Annotated in this window: 19 protein-coding genes; 9 read left to right on the forward strand and 10 right to left on the reverse strand. The window is 43.1% G+C overall.

The genetic code is table 11. The annotated features are described in order from the left end of the window. Positions 1 to 60: 60 nt before the first annotated feature. Together K5620_RS09490 and K5620_RS09495 are read right to left on the reverse strand one after the other, a co-directional pair. Positions 61 to 1,260, reverse strand: a complete 1,200-nt coding sequence (locus K5620_RS09490) for an NnrS family protein (protein WP_016401064.1) — start codon at positions 1,258 to 1,260, stop codon at positions 61 to 63. Further along, entirely contained in the window at positions 1,260 to 1,529 is a 270-nt protein-coding gene (locus K5620_RS09495) for a hypothetical protein (RefSeq protein ID WP_016401063.1), read from the reverse strand. Before K5620_RS09495 ends, K5620_RS09490 begins: the two co-directional genes overlap by 1 nt. Before the next feature lie 187 nt (positions 1,530 to 1,716). Here K5620_RS09495 and norR point away from each other — a divergent pair, with 187 nt between their 5' ends. Together norR and K5620_RS09505 are read left to right on the forward strand one after the other, a co-directional pair. Next, positions 1,717 to 3,291, forward strand: coding sequence for a nitric oxide reductase transcriptional regulator NorR (gene norR, locus K5620_RS09500; protein WP_016401062.1), 1,575 nt, complete (start codon positions 1,717 to 1,719; stop codon positions 3,289 to 3,291). Between the two features lie 55 nt (positions 3,292 to 3,346). Then, positions 3,347 to 4,156, forward strand: coding sequence for a fumarylacetoacetate hydrolase family protein (locus tag K5620_RS09505; protein ID WP_016401061.1), 810 nt, complete (start codon positions 3,347 to 3,349; stop codon positions 4,154 to 4,156). Positions 4,157 to 4,175: 19 nt separating this feature from the next. Here K5620_RS09505 and K5620_RS09510 read toward each other — a convergent pair whose 3' ends face one another. After that, on the reverse strand, positions 4,176 to 4,577 hold the full coding sequence (locus K5620_RS09510) for a hypothetical protein (protein WP_016401060.1): 402 nt from the start codon (positions 4,575 to 4,577) through the stop codon (positions 4,176 to 4,178). Between the two features lie 338 nt (positions 4,578 to 4,915). Here K5620_RS09510 and glnS point away from each other — a divergent pair, with 338 nt between their 5' ends. Both glnS and msrA read left to right on the forward strand, forming a co-directional pair. Continuing rightward, complete coding sequence (gene glnS / locus K5620_RS09515; RefSeq protein ID WP_016401059.1) at positions 4,916 to 6,580, forward strand: glutamine--tRNA ligase; 1,665 nt, start codon at positions 4,916 to 4,918, stop codon at positions 6,578 to 6,580. 44 nt (positions 6,581 to 6,624) lie between these two features. Next, positions 6,625 to 7,263 carry a peptide-methionine (S)-S-oxide reductase MsrA gene (msrA, locus tag K5620_RS09520; protein WP_016401058.1) on the forward strand — a complete coding sequence of 213 codons (639 nt, stop codon included), beginning with the start codon at positions 6,625 to 6,627 and terminating at the stop codon, positions 7,261 to 7,263. Positions 7,264 to 7,314: 51 nt separating this feature from the next. Here the strand turns inward: msrA and K5620_RS09525 are convergent, their stop codons facing one another. The 4 genes from K5620_RS09525 to K5620_RS09540 all read right to left on the reverse strand — a co-directional run bounded on the left by K5620_RS09525 (position 7,315) and on the right by K5620_RS09540 (position 9,816). Then, complete coding sequence (locus K5620_RS09525; RefSeq protein WP_281423311.1) at positions 7,315 to 7,611, reverse strand: DUF6482 family protein; 297 nt, start codon at positions 7,609 to 7,611, stop codon at positions 7,315 to 7,317. Positions 7,612 to 7,674: 63 nt separating this feature from the next. Continuing rightward, on the reverse strand, positions 7,675 to 7,902 hold the full coding sequence (locus K5620_RS09530) for a hypothetical protein (RefSeq protein ID WP_016401056.1): 228 nt from the start codon (positions 7,900 to 7,902) through the stop codon (positions 7,675 to 7,677). Between the two features lie 296 nt (positions 7,903 to 8,198). After that, entirely contained in the window at positions 8,199 to 8,771 is a 573-nt protein-coding gene (locus K5620_RS09535; protein WP_016401055.1) for an LON peptidase substrate-binding domain-containing protein, read from the reverse strand. A gap of 85 nt (positions 8,772 to 8,856) precedes the next feature. Further along, positions 8,857 to 9,816: a MiaE family protein gene (locus K5620_RS09540; RefSeq protein ID WP_246612323.1), complete on the reverse strand. Its 960-nt coding sequence runs from the start codon at positions 9,814 to 9,816 to the stop codon at positions 8,857 to 8,859. 90 nt (positions 9,817 to 9,906) lie between these two features. Here K5620_RS09540 and K5620_RS09545 point away from each other — a divergent pair, with 90 nt between their 5' ends. Beyond that, the gene (locus tag K5620_RS09545; RefSeq protein ID WP_016401053.1) at positions 9,907 to 10,083 is read left to right on the forward strand and encodes a hypothetical protein; all 177 of its coding nucleotides are present in this window, start codon (positions 9,907 to 9,909) and stop codon (positions 10,081 to 10,083) included. Here the strand turns inward: K5620_RS09545 and K5620_RS09550 are convergent. Further along, positions 10,076 to 10,930 (reverse strand): J domain-containing protein, encoded by an 855-nt coding sequence (locus tag K5620_RS09550; RefSeq protein ID WP_016401052.1) that lies wholly within the window; start codon positions 10,928 to 10,930, stop codon positions 10,076 to 10,078. The two genes, K5620_RS09545 and K5620_RS09550, sit on opposite strands and share 8 nt — an antisense overlap. Positions 10,931 to 11,076: 146 nt before the next feature. Between K5620_RS09550 and K5620_RS09555 the strand changes: the two genes are divergently transcribed. Then, entirely contained in the window at positions 11,077 to 12,225 is a 1,149-nt protein-coding gene (locus K5620_RS09555; RefSeq protein ID WP_016401051.1) for a ribosomal protein uL16 3-hydroxylase, read from the forward strand. A gap of 202 nt (positions 12,226 to 12,427) precedes the next feature. Further along, positions 12,428 to 13,534, forward strand: coding sequence for a phosphoribosylaminoimidazolesuccinocarboxamide synthase (locus K5620_RS09560; RefSeq protein ID WP_016401050.1), 1,107 nt, complete (start codon positions 12,428 to 12,430; stop codon positions 13,532 to 13,534). 58 nt (positions 13,535 to 13,592) lie between these two features. On the opposite strand, the gene K5620_RS09565 is transcribed toward K5620_RS09560, so the two are convergent. After that, entirely contained in the window at positions 13,593 to 16,463 is a 2,871-nt protein-coding gene (locus tag K5620_RS09565; RefSeq protein ID WP_016401049.1) for a hypothetical protein, read from the reverse strand. 58 nt (positions 16,464 to 16,521) lie between these two features. Continuing rightward, on the reverse strand, positions 16,522 to 17,751 hold the full coding sequence (locus K5620_RS09570; RefSeq protein ID WP_016401048.1) for a phosphatase PAP2 family protein: 1,230 nt from the start codon (positions 17,749 to 17,751) through the stop codon (positions 16,522 to 16,524). A gap of 204 nt (positions 17,752 to 17,955) precedes the next feature. On the opposite strand from K5620_RS09570, the gene recR reads away from it, so the two are divergent. Further along, the gene (gene recR / locus K5620_RS09575; RefSeq protein WP_016401047.1) at positions 17,956 to 18,558 is read left to right on the forward strand and encodes a recombination mediator RecR; all 603 of its coding nucleotides are present in this window, start codon (positions 17,956 to 17,958) and stop codon (positions 18,556 to 18,558) included. 153 nt (positions 18,559 to 18,711) lie between these two features. Continuing rightward, positions 18,712 to 20,622, forward strand: a complete 1,911-nt coding sequence (htpG, locus tag K5620_RS09580) for a molecular chaperone HtpG (protein WP_016401046.1) — start codon at positions 18,712 to 18,714, stop codon at positions 20,620 to 20,622. Positions 20,623 to 20,693: the final 71 nt, after the last annotated feature.

Genomic DNA, 20,693 nt, shown 5'->3' on the forward strand with positions numbered 1-20,693 from the left:
TAAACATTGCTGCAATATCGCAGAATAGCCTAAGGGCGTCTAGAGCTTGCCGTAAAATGTTTAGCTTTGGCGTTTAGAAGACAATATTGGCAAATATACCGCCAAGAAAATCAAACTCGTGATTATCCAAAGTCCTGCACTTAAATTCCAAGCTAACAAAGCATCAGCAAGGGGCAAAAAAGTACGTATTAACGTAGCCGCTACTAAGAGGATAAACGCAATGCTAATAATCGGCTTGATGATCAATGTTCTGCCGGTATGGCCAAGCGATACACGGCTCATCATGGCAAAAATCATTAAGCCAATGGCTCCAATGGTAATGATATGCAGCGCATTGCTAAAGCTTAGTGAAGTTAGGTAATAGCTCGCGCCAAGAGCAATTAAACCCAAGGCCATAAGCAAATACGATATGTGTAGCGACCATAACAGCGGTACTTTTAGGGTGTTAATACTGCGCCAGTAAGCTAAGCGTAATAAGTGAAACTGACCAAGTAACATTAAACTTAGTGGTACAAGTTGATAGGTATTTACAAAGTAGCTAGCAATAAAAGCGGCAGTGGTAGCAATTGCTAATGGACCTACCAAGCGATTGATCCATGCTGGGCATTCGATGGGGGCAGTTTGCGCACCGCGAACGGTAAAGAAGGGAATAACTCTGCCGCCCACTAAAGCCATCATAATAGTAAACAATAAAACCATGGCTCGGCTTAAATGCAGCGCCAGACCGCTGTTTGCTGTTAAATCACTGCCTAATATAACCAAGTTAACTAAACCCATTACCGAAAGCAGTGCGATAAATATGTAGTTACGTCGATTTTGCGCAGCAAATACCAACTTACTATAGATGATTACAACAGCTAGCCACCATAGACCTTGTAAGATGGTAGCCAGTACTGCACTTTCGGCAGTGTTTATGTAAAAGGCAATACGAGTTAAAGACCAAAGTGCTACTAAAGCAGCCAGCGCTTTTCCTTTAATGCTGGGCTGGCCGGTCCAGGTTTGTACCGCAGTAAGAATGAAGCCAACTGCTACGGTAGTGCCAAAGCCAATTAGCATTTCATGAGCATGCCACACATGTGGACTTAACCCACTATGGCCAATTAGCATGTGGCCGTTTAGTAATAATATCCAAAACGCCAAGCTAAGTGCCGAACTAAAGGCTGCTAGCAAGAAGAAAGGGCGAAAGGCTAATTCGAAGATTGGGTGTTGATGCCAATGTTGTGCTGTATCGTTTGTATCTGGCTCAGCAATTTTAATCACTATATAACCTCTTGACCAAGTTCGTTAAATCCTACGCAGCGTAACACGTAACCAACTTTTAATACGCCAGCAAATACAATGGTAGATATGTGTGCAGTAATTTGCATTGGAATAGAAAAAGCCTGTGCTAAGGGGTAGGAAATGATAATGGATGAAATGATCACAAGCAGTGAGACTAGCATTAACCAGTTTCCACCCACTATGCAACGCATGTATTGGCGAAAAGCACTTGGTTTGTTTGAATCTACGAATAAAGGAAAGTGTTTCATGGAATTCTCCTGATACTAGCTATTTGATATTCATTTCTCGTTTACATAAGTACTTCGCAATCTTCATACCAACTATTTAAAGCCGCTAAGACCAGTGAACTCGCCGACTCTTGAAATGACGATGTCATAATGACTCGTGGATATTCCTTGTCATTTTGACTACTATGGGTATAAATGAGGAGTTGTAATGTCAGATATATCTTCAAAAGCCTTAATCGAGTTAGCTTTAGACTTAGCGCAAAATCTTAGTAGTAAAGATCGATTCGACCGGTTACTGGATACCGTGCGAAAAACCATTGCTTGTGATGCAGTGGCTCTGCTTGCAGTAAGAGGTGAGCAACTCACTCCTCTTACGCTGCAAGGGCTTAGCCGAGATACTCTAGGTAGGCGCTTTTACCTGTCGGAACATCCGCGCTTTCAACAAATTTGTGCCTCCAGCATGCCGGTGCGTTTTCCGGCTAACTGTGAGTTACCCGATCCCTATGATGGCTTGTTGATTGACCGAGAAGGTGATTTGCCTGTTCATGCCTGTATGGGTTTACCCTTGTATTTTGATCAAAGCTTAATTGGCGTACTTACCTTAGATAGCTTTACTCCGGAAGTGTTTGATGACATTCCCAATAGAACACTTGAAGTAATCTCCGCTATGGCGGCAGCTAGCCTTAATACAGGCTTAACCTTAGACCTACTGGAACAGCAGGCTCATCATTCGCAACAAGTATTGGAAGAACTAAATCAAGCTGCATGGCATCACAACAGTGATGAAATTGTCGGTGAAAGCCCGGTGATGAAGCGCCTTAAACAGGAAATTGCCTTGGTGGCACCATCTGATTTTACTATCTTGATCCAAGGGGAAACCGGTGTAGGTAAGGAGCTAGTTGCCCGCTCTTTGCACCTTCAATCGTCTCGTTACAAAGCGCCAATAGTGCATGTGAACTGTGCAGCCTTACCTGACAATTTGATTGAAAGTGAGCTATTTGGTCATGTTAAAGGCGCCTTTACCGGCGCTGATAAAAACCGCGCAGGTAAATTTAGCATTGCTGATGGCGGCACTATTTTTCTCGATGAAATAGGTGAGTTGCCTTTGGCTGCCCAAAGTAAGCTATTGCGAGTATTGCAAAACCAAGAGGTGCAGGCGCTTGGGCAAGACAAAATTCAAAAAGTAGATGTCCGGGTGATTGCCGCCACGAACCGGGATTTAGCAAAGGAAGTTGAGCAAGGCCGGTTTCGCGCCGATTTGTATCATCGCTTATCGGTCTACCCTGTGTTGGTTCCACCTTTAAGAGAGAGAGTGGGGGATGTTCAATTATTAGCGGGCTTTTTTGTGGAGCTGGTTAAACGCAAATTGGGGATTCCACAAATAAAACTTCAAAGTGATTTGGTGGCTTATCTAAATGCCTACGATTGGCCTGGCAATGTTCGGGAATTAGAGCATCTAATTAGCCGTGCAGCGCTAAAAGCGCGAGCTCACCAAAGTGGTAAAGTTATTGTACGAATTAGCGTTGCTGATTGCGGTGAGCTTAAATCAGCTGATATTGTAGAATCTTCCTCTTATCAATCGACTGCACCCACAAGCATTGCTGCTGGCTTTAACTTACGCCAAGCAACAGACGCGTTTCAAAAAAGTTTGGTAGCAGCGAGTTTAGAAAAACACCAAGGAAGCTGGTCTGCGGCAGCTAAAGAGCTAGGGGTTGATAGAGCCAATCTAAGCCGCTTGGCAAAACGTTTGGGTTTAAGTGTGGACAAAGTGGTTAAACGCTAAACTATAGTTTGCTTGTGTACGTAGTTACTGAGACACCTAATATCAAGGACGAACTGTGAATTACATATTATCGACAGGCTTCGCGCTTTTACTACTCTCAAGCCCAGCGACTGCTGAGCAAACCAGCCAGTTTGCGTTAATTGACCATGAAGGGGTAAAAACCTGGGTTAAACGCGATGGTGATAAGTTACTTCACTTAAATGCTTCACCTTTAGATGAAGGCCAAGTTAATGGTCAAACATCGGCTGAGGCATCAGCTAAGTACTTAATGCCGATAAAACCGGCCACAGTATTTGCAGTGGGTTTAAACTATCGCAGCCATGCTGGAGATGCAGGTGCCAGCAAGCCAGAAATTTTCTATAAGTCATATAGTTCTCTCAGTATTGGAGGACCGTTGCAGCTCCCAAAGGATGCGCGAAATGTGCATTTTGAGGGGGAGCTGGTGGTTGTGATTGGTCAAAACTGTTCAAAGGTATCTAAGCAAAATGCTAGAGAATGTATATTTGGTTATACAGTAGGGAATGATCTCACCGAGCGCTCTTGGCAAGGTCGAGATTTGCAATGGTGGCGGGCTAAAGGTGCCGATGGTTTTGCTCCGATTTCTCCTTGGATAACTCAAACTACAGCTGAAAACCAGTTCACTGTGACCACTAAGCTAAACGGAGATATCGTTCAACAAGAATCGTCGGCGAACATGATTCACTCTGTAGAGGATATTGTTAGTTACATTAGCCAATATGTAACCTTGCAAGCTTATGATGTGATCTTTACTGGTACACCGGGAAGAACTAAGGCACTAAAGAGTGGAGACCAAGTAGAAGTGAGTATTGAAGGCCTAGGTAAGGTGTCTACTCAAATTGAGTAAACACCCATGTTATATGGCTTTATTTTACGGGGGTTAAGCCCTTATTGCGATTGTCTACAGCGCCGTCTAGATCAAAGTCGGCTGACTTCCAAGCGCTGGCTTCTTGGTGAGTGAACTTTTTAGTGGCCCATGCAGTGGCTGAAGAAAGATCAAAGCCTGAATCTATCCAGCCTCGGGCGTCAACAGCAGTGAAGGCTTGGGCCCAAGCTGTGATTTGGTTTGGGTCAGTAAAGTTTTGGTCTATAAATTCTTTAACTTGTGGTTGGCTCATGCCTGCTCGTACATAAGTTTGTACTTGTTCAACATTTACCCCGATTTCTTTCCAAGACGCAATTTCAGATTCTGACATACCATCCCAGGTGGGTTGGCTAGAACAAGCAACCAATAGCAGGATGCTAAAAGCAACACTAAGTAGACGCATGACATATTCCCTTAATTATCAACAGTAACCATTAATCACTATAAACCATGACTACAAATTCGCCATTTCCTTAACAAAACCATAAGTAAGAAAGGTGGGGGTGAATGACTTTGACACCAGTCTTATTGGCTGAAGTTACTGCAAGATGCTGGTTGAGTTTAGCCAAAAGGAACGCAAAAAAGTTAATCAACCGAAGCTGTTTAATGGCAAGGCATGGATGCAGAACAGATGCATAAGGCGATCTTTTCATCGCTTGTTCGATGGTTGCTTGTACTAAGGCTAAGAATCAGGGATTATACGGCTTTAATTAGCGTTTCATTATTTATAGGTAGGCTGGTATGAGTGAGGCGGAAAATCGCCCTAGCAATTTCATTCGTCACATCATTGATGAAGATCTTAAATCCGGAAAGCATGACACAGTGCATACACGTTTCCCACCGGAGCCAAATGGTTATCTGCACATCGGCCATGCTAAGTCGATTTGTTTGAATTTTGGTATTGCTCAAGACTACCAGGGCGCATGTAACTTACGCTTCGATGATACCAACCCTGAAAAAGAAGATATCGACTACGTTAACTCAATTCAGCAAGACGTAAAGTGGCTTGGTTTCGATTGGGATGGTGAGGTGTGTTACTCATCAAACTATTTTGATCTGTTATACGCTTATGCTGAAGAGTTGATTCAAAAGGGTTTGGCATTCGTTTGTTTCTTAAATGCCGACGAAGCGCGTGAGTACCGTGGCACTTTAAGCCAACCAGGTAAAAATAGCCCTTACCGCGATACTCCTGTTGAAGAAAACTTGGCGTTATTTAGAAAAATGCGCGCGGGTGAGTTTAAAGAAGGTGAGTGTTCGTTACGTGCAAAAATCGACATGAGCTCTTCGTTCATGTGTATGCGTGACCCGGTTATTTATCGAGTTCGATTTGCTCATCACCACCAAACCGGTGATAAGTGGTGCATTTACCCAATGTACGATTTTACACATTGTATTTCGGATGCGATCGAGGGCATTACTCACTCTTTGTGTACGTTAGAATTCCAAGATAACCGTCGTTTATACGATTGGGTACTGGAGAACATTACCATTGAGACAGTACCGCATCAGTACGAGTTCTCACGTTTAAACCTTGAATACACGGTAATGTCTAAGCGTAAGCTAAATACTTTAGTTACCGATGGTCATGTAAACGGTTGGAATGATCCACGCATGTTAACCATTGCTGGTTTACGTCGCCGAGGTTATACCGCTGCATCAATCGTCGAGTTTTGTAAGCGTATTGGCGTGACCAAGATGGAAAACATGGTAGAAATGCCAATGTTAGAAGCATGTATACGTGATGACTTAAATGCCAATGCACCTCGTGCAATGGCAGTGTTAGATCCAATTAAAGTGGTAATCGAAAATTACCCTGAAGACAAAGTAGAACAGCTATCTGCACCTAATCACCCTAGCGAAGATATGGGCGAGCGAATTGTGCCATTTAGTCGCGAGCTGTACATTGAAGCTGAAGACTTCCGTGAAGAAGCTAACAAGAAGTTTAAGCGCTTAGTGATCGGTAAGGAAGTGCGTTTACGTAATGCTTACATGATTAAAGCCGAACGTTGCGATAAAGACGAAAACGGTAATGTTACTACTGTTTATTGTACTTATGACGACACCACCTTAGGTAAAAACCCTGAAGATGGACGTAAACCAAAAGGCGTTATCCATTGGGTGTCTGCTGAACATGCCAAGCCTGCGGAAATCCGTTTGTACGACCGTTTGTTTACCGTTGCTAACCCAGCTGCAGAAGAAGATTTCACCGCAGTGCTTAACCCTGAATCATTGGTAGTTAAACAAGGGGTTGTTGAACCAAGCTTAGTTAAGGCAGAAGCGGAACATGCTTATCAGTTTGAACGCCAAGGTTATTTTTGTGCCGACAGCGTAGATTCAAGCCCGGAAGCTTTAGTGTTTAACCGTACTGTAGGTTTGCGTGATACTTGGGCTAAAATTGGTGGCTAGGTGCCAGTAATTAAACGTTTGCCAATAGAGATGGAGTTGTATCGATGAGCAAAACGACTTTGGTTAGCCAAGCTGATGCCTTACCAGGGCGCTTGGAGGCGATAGAGTTAGACGGAATTCATGCAGTAAACGGCAGCAATTACCTAGAGCAAGCTAGCGCTGATCAGGAAACTGCTTATTTTGGTTTAGGCTGTTTCTGGGGCGCCGAGCGTCTGTTTTGGCAACAACAAGGCGTAATTACAACGGCAGTAGGTTATGCCGGTGGTTTTACACCTAACCCAAATTACGATGAAGTGTGTACTGGCTTAACTGGGCATACTGAGGTTGTTAAAGTAATTTACGACCCAAGTGTGATTAACTATCAACAATTGTTGACCTGCTTTTTTGAGCAGCACGACCCTACTCAGGGCATGCGCCAAGGTGGGGATGTTGGAACTCAGTATCGCTCGATGATATTTGCGACCAGCAGTAAACAGCTAGAGTTAGCTAAGCAAGCTCAGCAGGCTTATCAAAAAGCCCTGCAAGGTGAAGGCCTAGCTCATGCTATTAGCACTGAGATAGTTAGTTTTGATACTTTCTATTACGCAGAGCTTTACCATCAGCAGTATCTACACAAGAACCCCAATGGATACTGTGGTTTAGGTGGCTTAGGGGTATGTTTACCGCCTTGGCTTCAAGACTAAGTGAAAAGCAGCCTAATGGCTGCTTTTTTTAACTCTGTTGATAACCTCAAGCTACCATCTTAATAGCATTTTCATTGGCTGGTTGGTGCTTTGTAAGCCGCACATTTCATCGTAGGCAGAGTGCTGAACTAGCCACACCTTATCGATGGCTTGGTCTTGATAGTGTTGTTTTATGCTAGAAATACTGGAGAACCTAACAGCGGGGTAACTGTTCTCGCGAAGCGCTTGTTGAGAATTGTGTTGTTGCTCGTTAACTAGGTAGATATCACCTTCATGAGAATTAATTATCAGATCCATATAAGCCTCCTTAGTTTGTGTATTAGATACGCAACAAACTAACGAGAAGATGACTAAGACTAAAAATTAAAGGAAAGAGTTGGGGGAGGAGATCCGCCCCCACTGTCTTATAAACTAGCGACGCAGTTTTAAGATACTAATAGGGCAGGTAATGCCTAGTTTCTCTGCGGCTTGTTTAAATCCAGCCTCTAAACTTTCGAAGCTCATATTTGAAGTGAACTCCATGCAGAGCATGTCACGCTCTTTTTCGATGTTCCAAAGTACGGCTTCATCGGCGGTGGCAGATTGGACTAGCGGTAGTGCTTGTGTAATTGCTGCGCTTATTTTTGCTTTATATCTCATGAATCACCTTTAAGACAGAAAGGGTCGCAGATCTCTTACTGTCTAACTACTAGATATTTATCGTTCCAAGGTTATTAGGGCAATAGCATATTGGATTCTATGTCCAATGCGAAGCCATTACTTCTTCTCATCATCCATGACTCAATCATCTTAAAGCACTTTTGATTACAAGACTGTGTAAAAGTTCGCATATTACGATAAATATGACATTTTTTAGTTAAATATAAGTTTTAAATGCTAAATATTAGATATCAATTAAGATAAATAGCTTAATTGATAATCACTTTTAATTTCAGCTACCTATGGCCTATTGTTATTTCTGACACTAATTGATGGACCAGGTTATCTAAGGTTGAGAAGTCATCTTCAAAAAGAATTTGGTTTTTTGCTTTGCTGGAGAAAGGCAATAACTCTAACCAACGCAGCACTACCCAATATTCGTCGTCGTAAGCAAAAAAATCAGGATGTTGCTCGTAAAGCTCATGCTGAGTTAATACCTGTTGTAGTTTTTCACTTAGGTCATCTTCAACTGCGGGAGGTTCTTCAAGCTGCCAATTGGGTTTAGCTTGAGCAAAAGCGCTATAAAGCTTATCGTCGGCTTGGCTGGTATCACTTAAGTCGACGCGTTTGATGCCGCGAATAGTAATGCCCAGCATGCCGTCTTCAAGTTGCTCAAAATCCTCTATTTGGCAATGAACGCCTATGTTGAACTCTGTATGGCCTTCCGCCAGTGGCTGGCATAATACAAAGCCTTTAGCTTCTTCGCTAGCTATAGAGACCAAGCGCAAATAACGCGGTTCGAATATGCGTAGTTTGCTTAGCCCTCCGGGCAAAACAAAAAGCTCTAAAGGAAACAAGGGTAAGCGCATAGTCCACCATATCCAATATAATTAACTTCACAAATTACTACGTGGTTTACTGCTTGGGTGATCAATTCTCTCTATGTTAATTATATTAGCTCACGGGTATTCCACTGTGAAAACGAAATACCTTGTCTTGCTGAGAAATTAACTGTGCTTCTTGTTGGCCAATGTTGTTGACTCTTTGTTGGAGCTCTTGTTCATCGATGATCATATTGGCTAAGCTCAAATAGTCTTGATAGTGGCGGGCTTCAGAGCGCAATAATGATATATAGAACTGGCCAATGGCCTCGGGTAAAAGTGGCGCAAGCATAGCGAAACGCTCACAAGAGCGCGCTTCGATATAAGCCCCAACAATCAATTTGTCGGCTAGGGCTTGAGGCTCATAGTGACGAACTTGCGATATTAGGCCCTTGGCATAACTACCTGCAGTGAGATTTTGGTAGTGAATGTTAAACTGATGCATGATAGAAAAAACCTGTTCAAAGTGGTGCAGTTCCTCTTTAATTAGCAGCCGCATTTTTTCAATCAATGCTATTTGGAAATCAGATAGTTGCCCCTCTGATCTAGTTTCTGCTTTAGCACTTAATGTTGATGTTCTGTTTGCAGAGTTATCGTTAGGACTACCTACTAGATCATGCAGCTGAGACAATAGCTGTTGGTCAAACTTGCACCGCTGCATTAAAGCCAAGGTTGTAAGAGCTGCGTTTAGTTGCTCGTTATTGGCTTTGTCTATGCCTAACGGAAAGAACCAATCAATAAATACCTGAACAGACCAGCGACCCGCCCGAAAAATAATGAATTCATAGGGAGCTAGCAATGCTTTTATTTCTTGTTGAATCAATGGCTGATTAGCGCCGGCATACTTGAGCATCAGTTTGCTTGCAGTGGCGGCCGCTTTCCACTCTGCATTTGCGTGATCGATTAACAAAACCTTTAAGTTTTCGGGCTCTTTAGCCGTAGCCAGCCATTGCTTAGGTGTAGAGCAGTATAAAAAATTGTTAATGGGTTCGAGCAGCGCGGAGTAAGGCATTGGCAAATTTAGTGTATTCACTTCAAGTTAATGAAGTTTCACCCATTTGGAGTCTTGTTTTCAAGTACTTGATCTGTACACTTAATGGCGGTTTTAACTGGGACAGTGAAAATGGAACAAATTAACCAGCATTTCGATAAACTATTAGACCCTTTAGCACGCTTAGATGAGCTGTGTGCCAAGCTACCTTGTGGTGATAAGAAGACTCGCCTGCTAGACCAAATTGCCGCTATTAAAGAACAAAACGAACAGGCAAAGCGTGAGTTAAAGGCTTTCTTATCTAATTAGTTGTCGCGTTTGCAGCGCTAACGTCGAGACTTTCTAAAAGCACTGCTCTCGGTTCCCCGTCTAAATCTACCTCTTCTACTTGTTGCTCTTCCGTTTGTTGAGCTTTAGTCGAGTTTTTTTCGATAGAGCTTTTAACAGCTGCACTTTCATCAATGACCGCTTCGTTATCAATTACGGGTGGTATTTCTATATGCTGCTGTAACAAAAACTGCTGCTGTACTTGATTGAGCGCTTTGGCGGAATGCTGATTAAGCAAGGCACGAATTAGCGTCAAACTCATATCAAAATCAGACTCAAGGTATTGTTGGCGTGCACTGCTTAAACGTAGCTTTTGTTTTAGCTCCCATGTTTTGGCTAAGTTTTCTTGGCTTAGCGCAGGCATAGTGGGTTTTGCAGGCTTATTGCTGTTATTAATGGTTGTAGTCAGCTGTTTGCTTACTTTGTTTAATTGCTGGTTAGACTGATACCAGCCATTGGCTAGAACTACCGTCACTACGCCAAATATCCCAACAAGCGCTGGCATTAATATCTTTTTTAATCGTTTGGTTTCTTTAATTTGTGCCTGTTTGGCAATCGCTACGCTAAGTTTTTGAATATAGAATTGCTGTTGATGAATGGTTTTTTTTAAGGCAAGGACTTGCTTATTTGAATCATCCAAAGATTGCTCTATGGCAATCGCGCCTTCGCCTAACAACAGTTTTTGATAACTGTTTTTAATTAAAATCATCAACTGCGCAGAACCGCCTTTGTCGGGATGGCAGCGGCTGGCGAGTTGTTTGTAGCGAGTTTTTATTTGCTCCTCGGTAGCATTTTCCGGGAGATCAAATAATTGAAAGTGCGTGGTCATGGTTTAGTGTTACGTTTACTGTCCCTGTTAGCTGGCCTAAGCATACAAAGTTTTTTGAGTTTTGTCCTTTGAATAAAGCGACGGTTTGGCTAAAAGCCTGTGTGGAAATCAGTTACACTTTGCCGATACTACAAAAGGTAAGCTGTATGACATATCAAACCGCATTTAACCAACAAGATTTTATGGCTAATTACTGGCAACAGCGTCCCTGTTTGTTAAAACAAGGCATGCTTGATTTTGTTGACCCACTTAGCCCGGAAGAGCTTGCTGGTTTAGCGATGGAGGCTGATATTCAAAGCCGATTGGTAACCTGTCATGAGCAGCAGTGGGAAGCTCACCTAGGGCCATTCGAAGACTTTGCATTGCTGGGTGAATCACATAGTTCGTTGTTGGTTCAAGGTGTCGACCATTGGCATGGCGAAGTGGCAAAACTAGCCGCGGCGTTTCAGTTTATCCCTAACTGGCGATTTGACGATGTGATGATTTCTTACTCCACCGTTAAGGGCGGTGTAGGGCCACATATCGATCAATATTGCGTATTCATCATCCAAGGACAAGGTAAGCGACATTGGCGTGTTGGCCAAAAGCAAATTCTTAAAGAGTTTGCCTCTCACGATAAGTTAAAACACTGCGAAGACTTTGTGGCTGAGATTGATGTGGTGCTCGAAGCCGGCGATGTATTGTATATCCCACCGGGCTGCCCGCATGAAGGTTATGCGATAGAGCCATCGATGAATTATTCGGTGGGCTTTAGAGCGCCAAATGCTAAAGATTTGGTGACTGGTTTTGCTGATTATCTTCTGCAACATGAAACTAGCTCACAACGCTTTGCTGACCCTCAGCGCCAAGAAACTAATGAGTTTGGTCGCGTAGCCGAGAACGATACCTTAGCACTTAATAAACTGATGCAGTCTTTATTCAACTCTCCTCAAGCCAGTGCCCATTTTTTAGGTGAGTACCTTAGTGATTCATCACATAGCTCTGACATTGTTGTGCTAAGTGGCAGCGATCAAGAGTTAGCGATGAGTGATCTGCGCCAATTGATGGAGCAGGGCGCTGAGTTAAAACGAACCTCGGGCATTAAGGCCTTGTACCTTGATGTATTGCCTTACGAGCTGTTTGTTGATGGGCAAAGTTATGCGGTGCCCAATTGTTCTTGGGCTTTAGCAAAAAACATGTGTGATAGTACCGCCTTAGACACTCACTCGTTACGGGCATTTAACGAAGATGAGCACCAGCTTGATTGGCTGTTAGAGCTACTCAACGCCGGCTATTGGTATTTTGATGAACAATAGTTTTTAGCCAAATCATTTTCATTCTTTAGTTAAGTTTGGCCAAAGCGTATCTGAGAATGAAAGTTGTTTAGAGCTCGCGAATCGCTAGCAGTTAGCGAGCTTTCTGGTAAAATCCCTCAGCAAATTAATGTTCCCCGTAAAAATCAGTGTGTAAGCCAGCTTGTTCGTTGATTTTTCGCTCTTAAATAGAGGACTGTTTACCATGAGTCTTGCTGATAAAGTATTAGCAGTGAATAACGATTTACCCATTCGCACCGACGCGCCCGTTCATAGCGGTAAAGTACGTTCGGTATATTGGCTAACCGAAGCTGATAGTAAACGACTCATTAAAGAAAAAGCTTATGATGTTGCTGCCGACACACCACTAGCAATTATGGTAATCAGCGACCGAATTTCAGCCTTTGATTGCATATGGCACGGCGAAGAGGGCCTTAAAGGTGTACCTGGTAAAGGTGCTGCACTTAACGCAATTTCTAACCATTGGTTTAAGCTTTTCAAAGAGCAAGGCTTGGCCGACAGCCACATTCTGGATATTCCTCATCCCTTTGTTTGGATTGTTCAAAAAGCACGCCCGGTAATGATTGAAGCGATTTGTCGTCAATACATTACAGGCTCTATGTGGCGTGCTTATGAGAAAGGTGAGCGTAACTTCTGTGGTATTGATTTGCCGGAAGGGCTACAACGAGATCAAAAACTACCAGAGATTCTCATTACCCCGTCTACTAAAGGTATTCTTAAAGGGATCCCTGGCGTGCCAGAAGCCGACGACGTAAATGTAACGCGTAAAAATATCGAAGATAACTTCGCAGCATTTAACTTTAAATCTGCTAACGATATCGATGTTTACGAAAACCTACTTAAACAAGGTTTTGGTGTAATTAGTCAGGCATTAAGCGATATCGACCAAGTATTTGTTGATACCAAATTTGAATTTGGCTACGTGACCGATGCTCAAGGCCAGGACAAGTTGATATACATGGATGAAGTGGGGACACCTGACTCATCACGTATTTGGGATGGCCCAAGTTATCGTGAAGGTAAGGTTGTCGAGAACTCTAAAGAAGACTTCCGCCAAACCTTACTTAGCTACTTCCCAGACCCAGACATACTGTTGAATAAAAACCGTATGCCAGAGCGTGAAGCCTTAGCGCGAGAAAACAATTTGCCGGTTAAAGTATTAATGAAAATATCTGAAACCTATACAGGCATTGCCGAAAAGATCACTGGTGCGCCAATCACTATTGGCGACAATCCAAAACAAGAAGTGATTGATATTCTTCGTAAAGATTACGATTTAATCGTTGATTAGAACGATAGTGCAAAGTTAAAGAGCAGGGCAATGCCTTGCTCTTCTTAATTGTCTTCTCTTAACCAAGCTGTTCTAGTGCGCTAGTTAAGGCCGTTTCATCTTGCTTAAATACTGCTTCAGAAATCTCACTTACCTGCTGGTTTAGTTTATCCGATGCAAACTTTTCTGCTCCAAATGCCAGCTGTTGTACTTGCTCTTGAGCTTCTTTCCAGCGTTGCTGCTTGGCAAACTCTACAATGAGAGAAGAGCGGTTTTTGTTTTCGATACCGAATACATTTTTTAGCGCAAGTAAGTAGGGCTCATTATCTGCTTTTGTTGGCGAAGCCACAGCTTGGTTATCGGGTTTAGGCTTTGGTTCGCTAGGGCTTAAGCCGCTAAGGCTTTCAATTAAGCGAAGGTAGCTATATTCCGAAAGAGCATGAGATGATAATAGCTGCTCATCAGCACACAAGCCTTCTAATGCCTGCCCAAAGTGTTGATTTAATACCAACACATCGCGAATATCGCTTTCAGTATTGGATTCGCTTATCAAATAGTAATGTAAGCCCGCTAAATCTGTGGCATCAAAATCCTTAGCGTTGTTCACTAATAGCAGTAAGCGAAGCTCAGGTTTGTACTGTTGTATTTGTTGAACACGGATCGGCGTGAGTTCACTGCTTTCGAGTAACAAGTAATCAACTGTGCCGAGATTCTTAATCTGGTTATAAGCTTCTTGCCAAGCACGATGCTGCCATTTAATGGCAATGTCACCTATGTGAGTACTTAAGTGCTCAAAACGGTGCTTTGATTGACTAAATGAAGCAATAGAGAAGTTGCTTGGTGTGTTTGGCTCATCTTCGGACGATGCTGCAATGGCTACTTCAGCAAGGTCTTCTATGGTTTGCTGCTCTTCTTTATCGGAATGTCGCTGGAAGAAGCTCGCCATTAAAAAGCTGCACAATTGATGCTTCAAACAAAATAATGGCGCAAGAGAAGAGTCGACTTGCGTTGGTGAAGGCAGTTGTTCTGCTACCAGCAATATCTTTAGCTTAATGCCTTGGTCTTCTAACTCAAGGCTTCGCTCAGGTTTGTCAGTTATCACTGTTACCTTGTGATTGGCGGACACATCTTCGATCTGATTGAGCTCTACAAGCTCGGCAGATAAAAGTTGCAGTTGAATGCTGATACAACGCTGGAAAAACTCATCAGCAAAATCTACTGCGAAGTATTGCACCTCATCACTAGGGCTTTCTACCAATTGGTTCGATGCTACTGTTTCATAGTTTAAGCAAATACTTAAGGAGTCTTGGTTTTGTTGCTGACGGCCATTGATTTGTTTTACTAAGGCTGCGCTAAGGGCAATGATTGATTGCTGTAAAGCACTTAATTGGCCGGCGTTTTCGCTATCCACAGAAAAGGCTAATTGTTGATCTTCAACCTGCAACTGAATAAGCACTTGGCTGCTGGCTGGGTACAATGAAATCAAGTAAAGTTGCAGATCTAATATCGCAGTTAAATGAGCGCGATTAAGCATGTATTGCGAGCTAATCTTTGGGCTAACTACCAATGCCCAATGCAATTCTTTAGCTTGGTAAAGCGCTGAAAACTGACCGAGCCTCTGCTCAAGTACGTCTAGTACAGACTCTGCTTTAAGCTTTATGCTGGCTTCTTGCTGCTGCCAAGGCAAGCTGCGTATCAAGGTGCTTAAGCGTAGCTGCGCGTCTAAGCGTTCTCTATCCGAATGCTCATTAGGCGCTAGAAGCGAGGCCTTGTTAAGCTGGTTCAAGGCATCTAAACACCCTGCTTTAAGGGGGCTGTATAAATCGCTTGGCGTTAAGTTTTGTAAAATTTGTTTAGTGTTTTGTTTAGCTTGCAGAGTTTGATTATTTTGGCTAACGGGGTTGATGCTCACTAAGTACAAACTGTCTTCACTAAAGGGCAGGGCAAGGTGGGTAGCCGCGTAGGTTTTTCCTGTTTTATTTGCTTTAACTAATAGGCAAAACTCCTCGGGGTAAGACACCAATAACTCCATAAACTCGCCATCTTGAGTATTATCAAGGCTTGGTACTGAGTAGTGTTTATTTAAGTTAATGTTGATGAGTTTGGCTTTGCTTACGTTTAGATAGTTAAGCCCAATTTTGCTAGCTTCGATAACGTGGTTGTGTTCATCCACGATAAATGCGGCGTTATTAGCATGTTCTAGCAACGCTTTTTTCAAACTGTTAGCGCGGTTAGATAACTCAACCAGCTGCTTCACTTTTTGTTTGTCTTTTTTGTGTTGTGCTTTAGCTGTTTGTAACTCTTTGCTTAGCTTGGCATTGGTTATATCCACCGCCGTTTTTGAGCTAGAGATAACAGGGTCTTGTTTTGCCTGTTGCTTGCTGCTCACTGGTTTATTCGATGTTGGTTTTGCAGGGGCAGTGGTAAACATTCTGCTGACAAAAACACTGAGTAAGATTTGTAGCAACAAGATCCCAGCTAACAGCCGGAATACGACTAAACGATGTGGCAGTAACCAATGGTAAACATTAGTGGGGTTGGAAAACTCTATCTCTACCCAAGCGATAGGATTAATTTGGGTAGATGAACGCTTTTGGTTATCAACTTTAGCAGCCAGCTTGTTGGTTTGTTTGCCATCATTTTGTTGTTTTTTACGGGGCGTTCCAGCTTCTGCCATTACTGTGCGACTGCTTTGGTCGGTAACTTTTACATAGTTAACGCTAGGTGATTTTAACAGTTCTTCAGCCAACTCTTTAAGCACTGCTTTATTTTGAATATTAACCGCGCGCCGGGCACTAATTTCAAACAAACTTAGCGCGGTTGTCACTTCTTTCTCGGTGTTGGCTTTTTGCTGCTGGTAAAGAAACGGCAACGCTAAGGCGGTGACACTGGCCACCACCAACAAGCAGATTAGGTTGATTAGTAAAGCTGACTTTAAACGAGTACTCACGGGCTTCCTTGCAAGTAAAAGGTATTAAAACAAAAAGGCGCTACCTGCGCCTTTAGTATTAAAATGCATAACCTAAACGCAGATAAATGCTGTCGAATTCAATTTTTCTAAAGGTTTTAGCATTGTCTTGGTCACGCTTATAGTAGTTGTATCCACCACCAATATCCCAGCGTTTATTAAACGCATAGTTGATGCTTAGGTCTGTCATAAGCACTTCACCGTCGCCATTATTACCGTATTCACCGGTAAATGCGAGGTTCACTTTAGGTGTGATGTGGTAGCCAAGGGTTGCGTTTGCTAAGGGGTAAAACAACCACTCTTCATCGCCTTCTAGCTCTTTGCTAAAGCTTGAGTCGGGGTAAAGTGAAGCTTGCGCATATTGAATTAATAAACCTAAACCGGCTTTACCTATCCATTGCTTACCAAGCTGTAAATCGTACTGCCAATTAACTAAGTTATCCCACACTTGGTATTGCGCGTAAACATCACCGCCGCCTTCTACTTTGCCTTGATCACGGGCTTCATAGGGCTGGGTAAGATAACTAAAGCTATGTTGGTCGCTAGCAAACCACGTCCATCTAGCGGCTGCAGTAGTCAAGGTATCTTCTTGGCCAAATTCTATATTCTGCTCAGACGCAAAGCTGCCAATATCATTAGATTTTAAGCGAGTCGGTCCCAGTAAGAAATCAAATTTAAACTGAGGGTCAAACGTTGTTGGTGGTTTTTTAGAGCGCGTTCCACCTTCAAAAAAGCCATTTGATAAAGAGATTTGTAAACCTTTGGCATCGCCATCAACCATTGGGCTTACTTTAATGTCTTCATCGATGGGGTTAACAAAAAACAGGTTGCTCAAAGTAGCTATACTGGCACCTGCAATTACGTCATCCCAGTAGTGTTTATCACCGTGTACTCGGCTCCAGCCAGTGTATGCGGCAAGTGCGTAAGCGGGCACGCCCCAGGCTGAGCCATAACGAGTTTGGAAGAAAGAAGCACCACTAAATGCAGCAGCGGTGTGACCAGAGGGAAACGAATTGTTAGTGGTGAAGTTAGGCCGGCGTTTGTCTACGGCAAACTTAATACCATGGGTGAATATCATAGTAGTGGCGAATGACTTGGTTAATTGCCAGCTACCTGCGGTATCACCCTTGGCTAAACTCACACCTAGGCCGCCAAGAGGGAGTAGAATCTGAGTATAGTCACCAATTTGTACATAGGTATCTTCGGCGAGTGCATTGGTACTAAATGCAGATAGAATAGCGGCCGAGATTAAGCTGGTTTTTAGCTTCATTACTTTTTCCTTGTTCAAGTTAACGACAAATCCTTTATCGCTAATACATCTTCATCATTATCATACGCACATGAGTGCTGTTTGGTCTACTTGTAACAACTAATTGGCTACTAATATTAAGGGACAAAATCTGTCGCTTTTAATGAATTTTGTTTATCACGCTGTTACATTAGCGTCGCGTAAATTGAGTTTAGTGGAAGTTTAATGAAATACAGCCCCAGCATAGAACAATTGATTAAGTCGCTACAGGTTTTACCCGGTGTAGGCCCACGTAGTGCCCAGCGTATGGCTTTTCATTTGTTAGAGCGCAAACGTAAAGATGGCTTACAGCTTGCTGCTAGCATTAGCAATGCAATGGACGTAATTGGCCACTGCAAGGTGTGTCGCAATTTTGCTGAGGAAGAACTGTGCCCTATATGCCAATCGCCCAAGCGGATGAGTAAAGGGGCAATCTGTGTGGTTGAAACCCCAGCAGATGTTGCTGCTATTGAGCAGACCGCACAATTTTTTGGTAGTTACTTTGTGTTAATGGGCCATCTCTCACCACTTGACGGCATTGGTCCTGGCGAGTTGCACTTAGATAAACTGGAACAGCGCTTCGCCCAAGAAGAGGTAGCAGAATTGATCCTCGCAACTAATCCCACCGTAGAAGGCGAGGCTACCGCTTATTACATCGCTGATATGGCCAAGCGTTATCAAATTAAAGTATCAAGAATTGCTCATGGCGTGCCACTAGGCGGTGAGCTAGATAGCGTAGACGGCACTACACTGTCTCACTCCCTGATTGGGCGCCAACAACTCGATTAATACAACATGTTCGGTATAGATAAAGCTCACTTAAGGTGAGCTTTTTTGTTGTTCATTTATAATTTTTTTTCTCGCCTGCTTGAAATCAAAATTGGCTACCCCCATATCGTTTAGCAACTAACGAAGTATGTGTAAAAGCAAGGAAACAATAAGATGACTGATGCAGCTCATGCAGAAACTCATGGCTTTCAAACTGAAGTAAAACAATTACTCCAGTTGATGATCCACTCTCTATATTCAAACAAAGAAATTTTCTTACGCGAATTAGTCTCAAACGCAGCCGATGCTGCCGATAAATTGCGCTTTAAAGCTTTAGAAAATAACGCTTTATTTGAAAATGATGGTGACTTACGTGTACGTGTAAGCTTCGACCAAGAAGCTAAAACTATTACTTTGTCGGATAACGGCATTGGTATGACCCGCGATGAAGTTGTTGAGCATCTTGGTACTATTGCTAAGTCTGGCACTAAAGAATTTTTTGGTCAGTTAAGTGGTGACAGCGCAAAAGACTCGCAACTAATTGGTCAATTTGGTGTTGGTTTTTACTCAGCATTTATCGTAGCCGATAAAGTAACCGTTGAAACTCGAGCTGCAGGTGCAGAAGCTAGCCAAGGCGTACGTTGGGAAAGTGCTGGTGAAGGTGATTACACCGTAGCCGACATTGCCAAAGAAGGCCGCGGTACCGACATTATTCTTCACTTACGTGAAGATGAACATGAGTTCCTAGATAGCTGGAAAGTCCGCTCTATTATCACTAAGTACTCAGATCATATTTCTATCCCAGTTCAAATGTGGAAAGACGAAACGCCTGAGTCTGAAGGTCCAGACGGTGAAAAAGTTGCAGCTGTGCCAGGTGAATGGGAAGCCATTAACAAAGCAACTGCTTTGTGGACGCGCGGTAAAAACGACATCTCTAAAGACGAGTACAACGAGTTTTACAAGCACATTTCCCATGACTTCGCAGATCCACTCACGTGGGCGCACAACAAAGTTGAAGGTAAGCAGGATTACACCAGCTTGCTTTACATCCCAAGCAAAGCCCCATTTGATATGTGGAACCGCGAGCGTCAACATGGCTTGAAGCTGTATGTTCAACGCGTATTTATCATGGACGACGCTGATGAGTTTATGCCGGGTTACCTACGCTTTGTGAAGGGGGTGTTAGATTCAAACGACCTGCCACTAAACGTATCACGTGAGATCCTTCAAGATACTAAAACAACCGCTAACTTACGTAGCGCTTGTACTAAGCGTGTTCTTACTATGCTTGAGCGCATGGCGAAGAACGATGCTGAGAAATACCAAACGTTCTGGGCTGAATTTGGCCAAGTGCTAAAAGAAGGTCCAGCAGAAGATTTCGCTAACAAAGATCAAATCGCTAAGCTACTGCGTTTTGCTTCAACTAATAGCGACAGTGCTGAGCAAAATGTTTCATTCGCCGATTACATCGAGCGCATGAAAGAAGGCCAAGACAAGATTTACTACGTAACAACCGATGGTTACGCAGCCGCTGCTAACAGCCCGCATTTAGAAATCTTCAAACGTAAAGGCATTGAAGTATTGTTAATGCACGACCGCGTAGACGAGTGGTTAATTAGTCACTTGCCAGAAGCCGAAGGCAAAACCCTTGTTTCGGTAACTAAAGGTGATTTAGACCTTGGCGACTTAGATGACGAAGAAACTAAGAAGCAGAAAGAGCAAGACGAAAGCGAATACGCAAGCTTTGTTGAGCGCATGAAAGAAAGCTTAGGTGATAAGGTTAAAGATGTTCGTTTAACTTACCGTTTAACCGATACGCCTTCTTGTATCGTTGTTGATGACAACGACATGAGCACGCAAATGCAGAAGTTAATGCAAGCTGTTGGTCAAGATGTGCCTGATCAAAAATACATCTTTGAACTGAACCCTCAACACGCCTTAGTTAAGCGCGTTGCCGATGAGCAAGACGAAGCTAAATTTGCTGAATGGGCAAGCTTACTATTGGATCAAGCAACCCTTGCTGAGCGTGGTAGCTTAGAAAACCCTTCTGAGTTCATTAAGCGAGTTAACCAACTTTTAGCTTAAACATACTCTAAAGAATAAAAGGCAGCACTCGGTGCTGCCTTTTTTGTTGCTAGCTTATTTGGGCGTTTTTC

The sequence above is a fragment of the Agarivorans albus genome (genome assembly GCF_019670105.1).
Taxonomy (GTDB): Bacteria; Pseudomonadota; Gammaproteobacteria; order Enterobacterales; family Celerinatantimonadaceae; genus Agarivorans; species Agarivorans albus.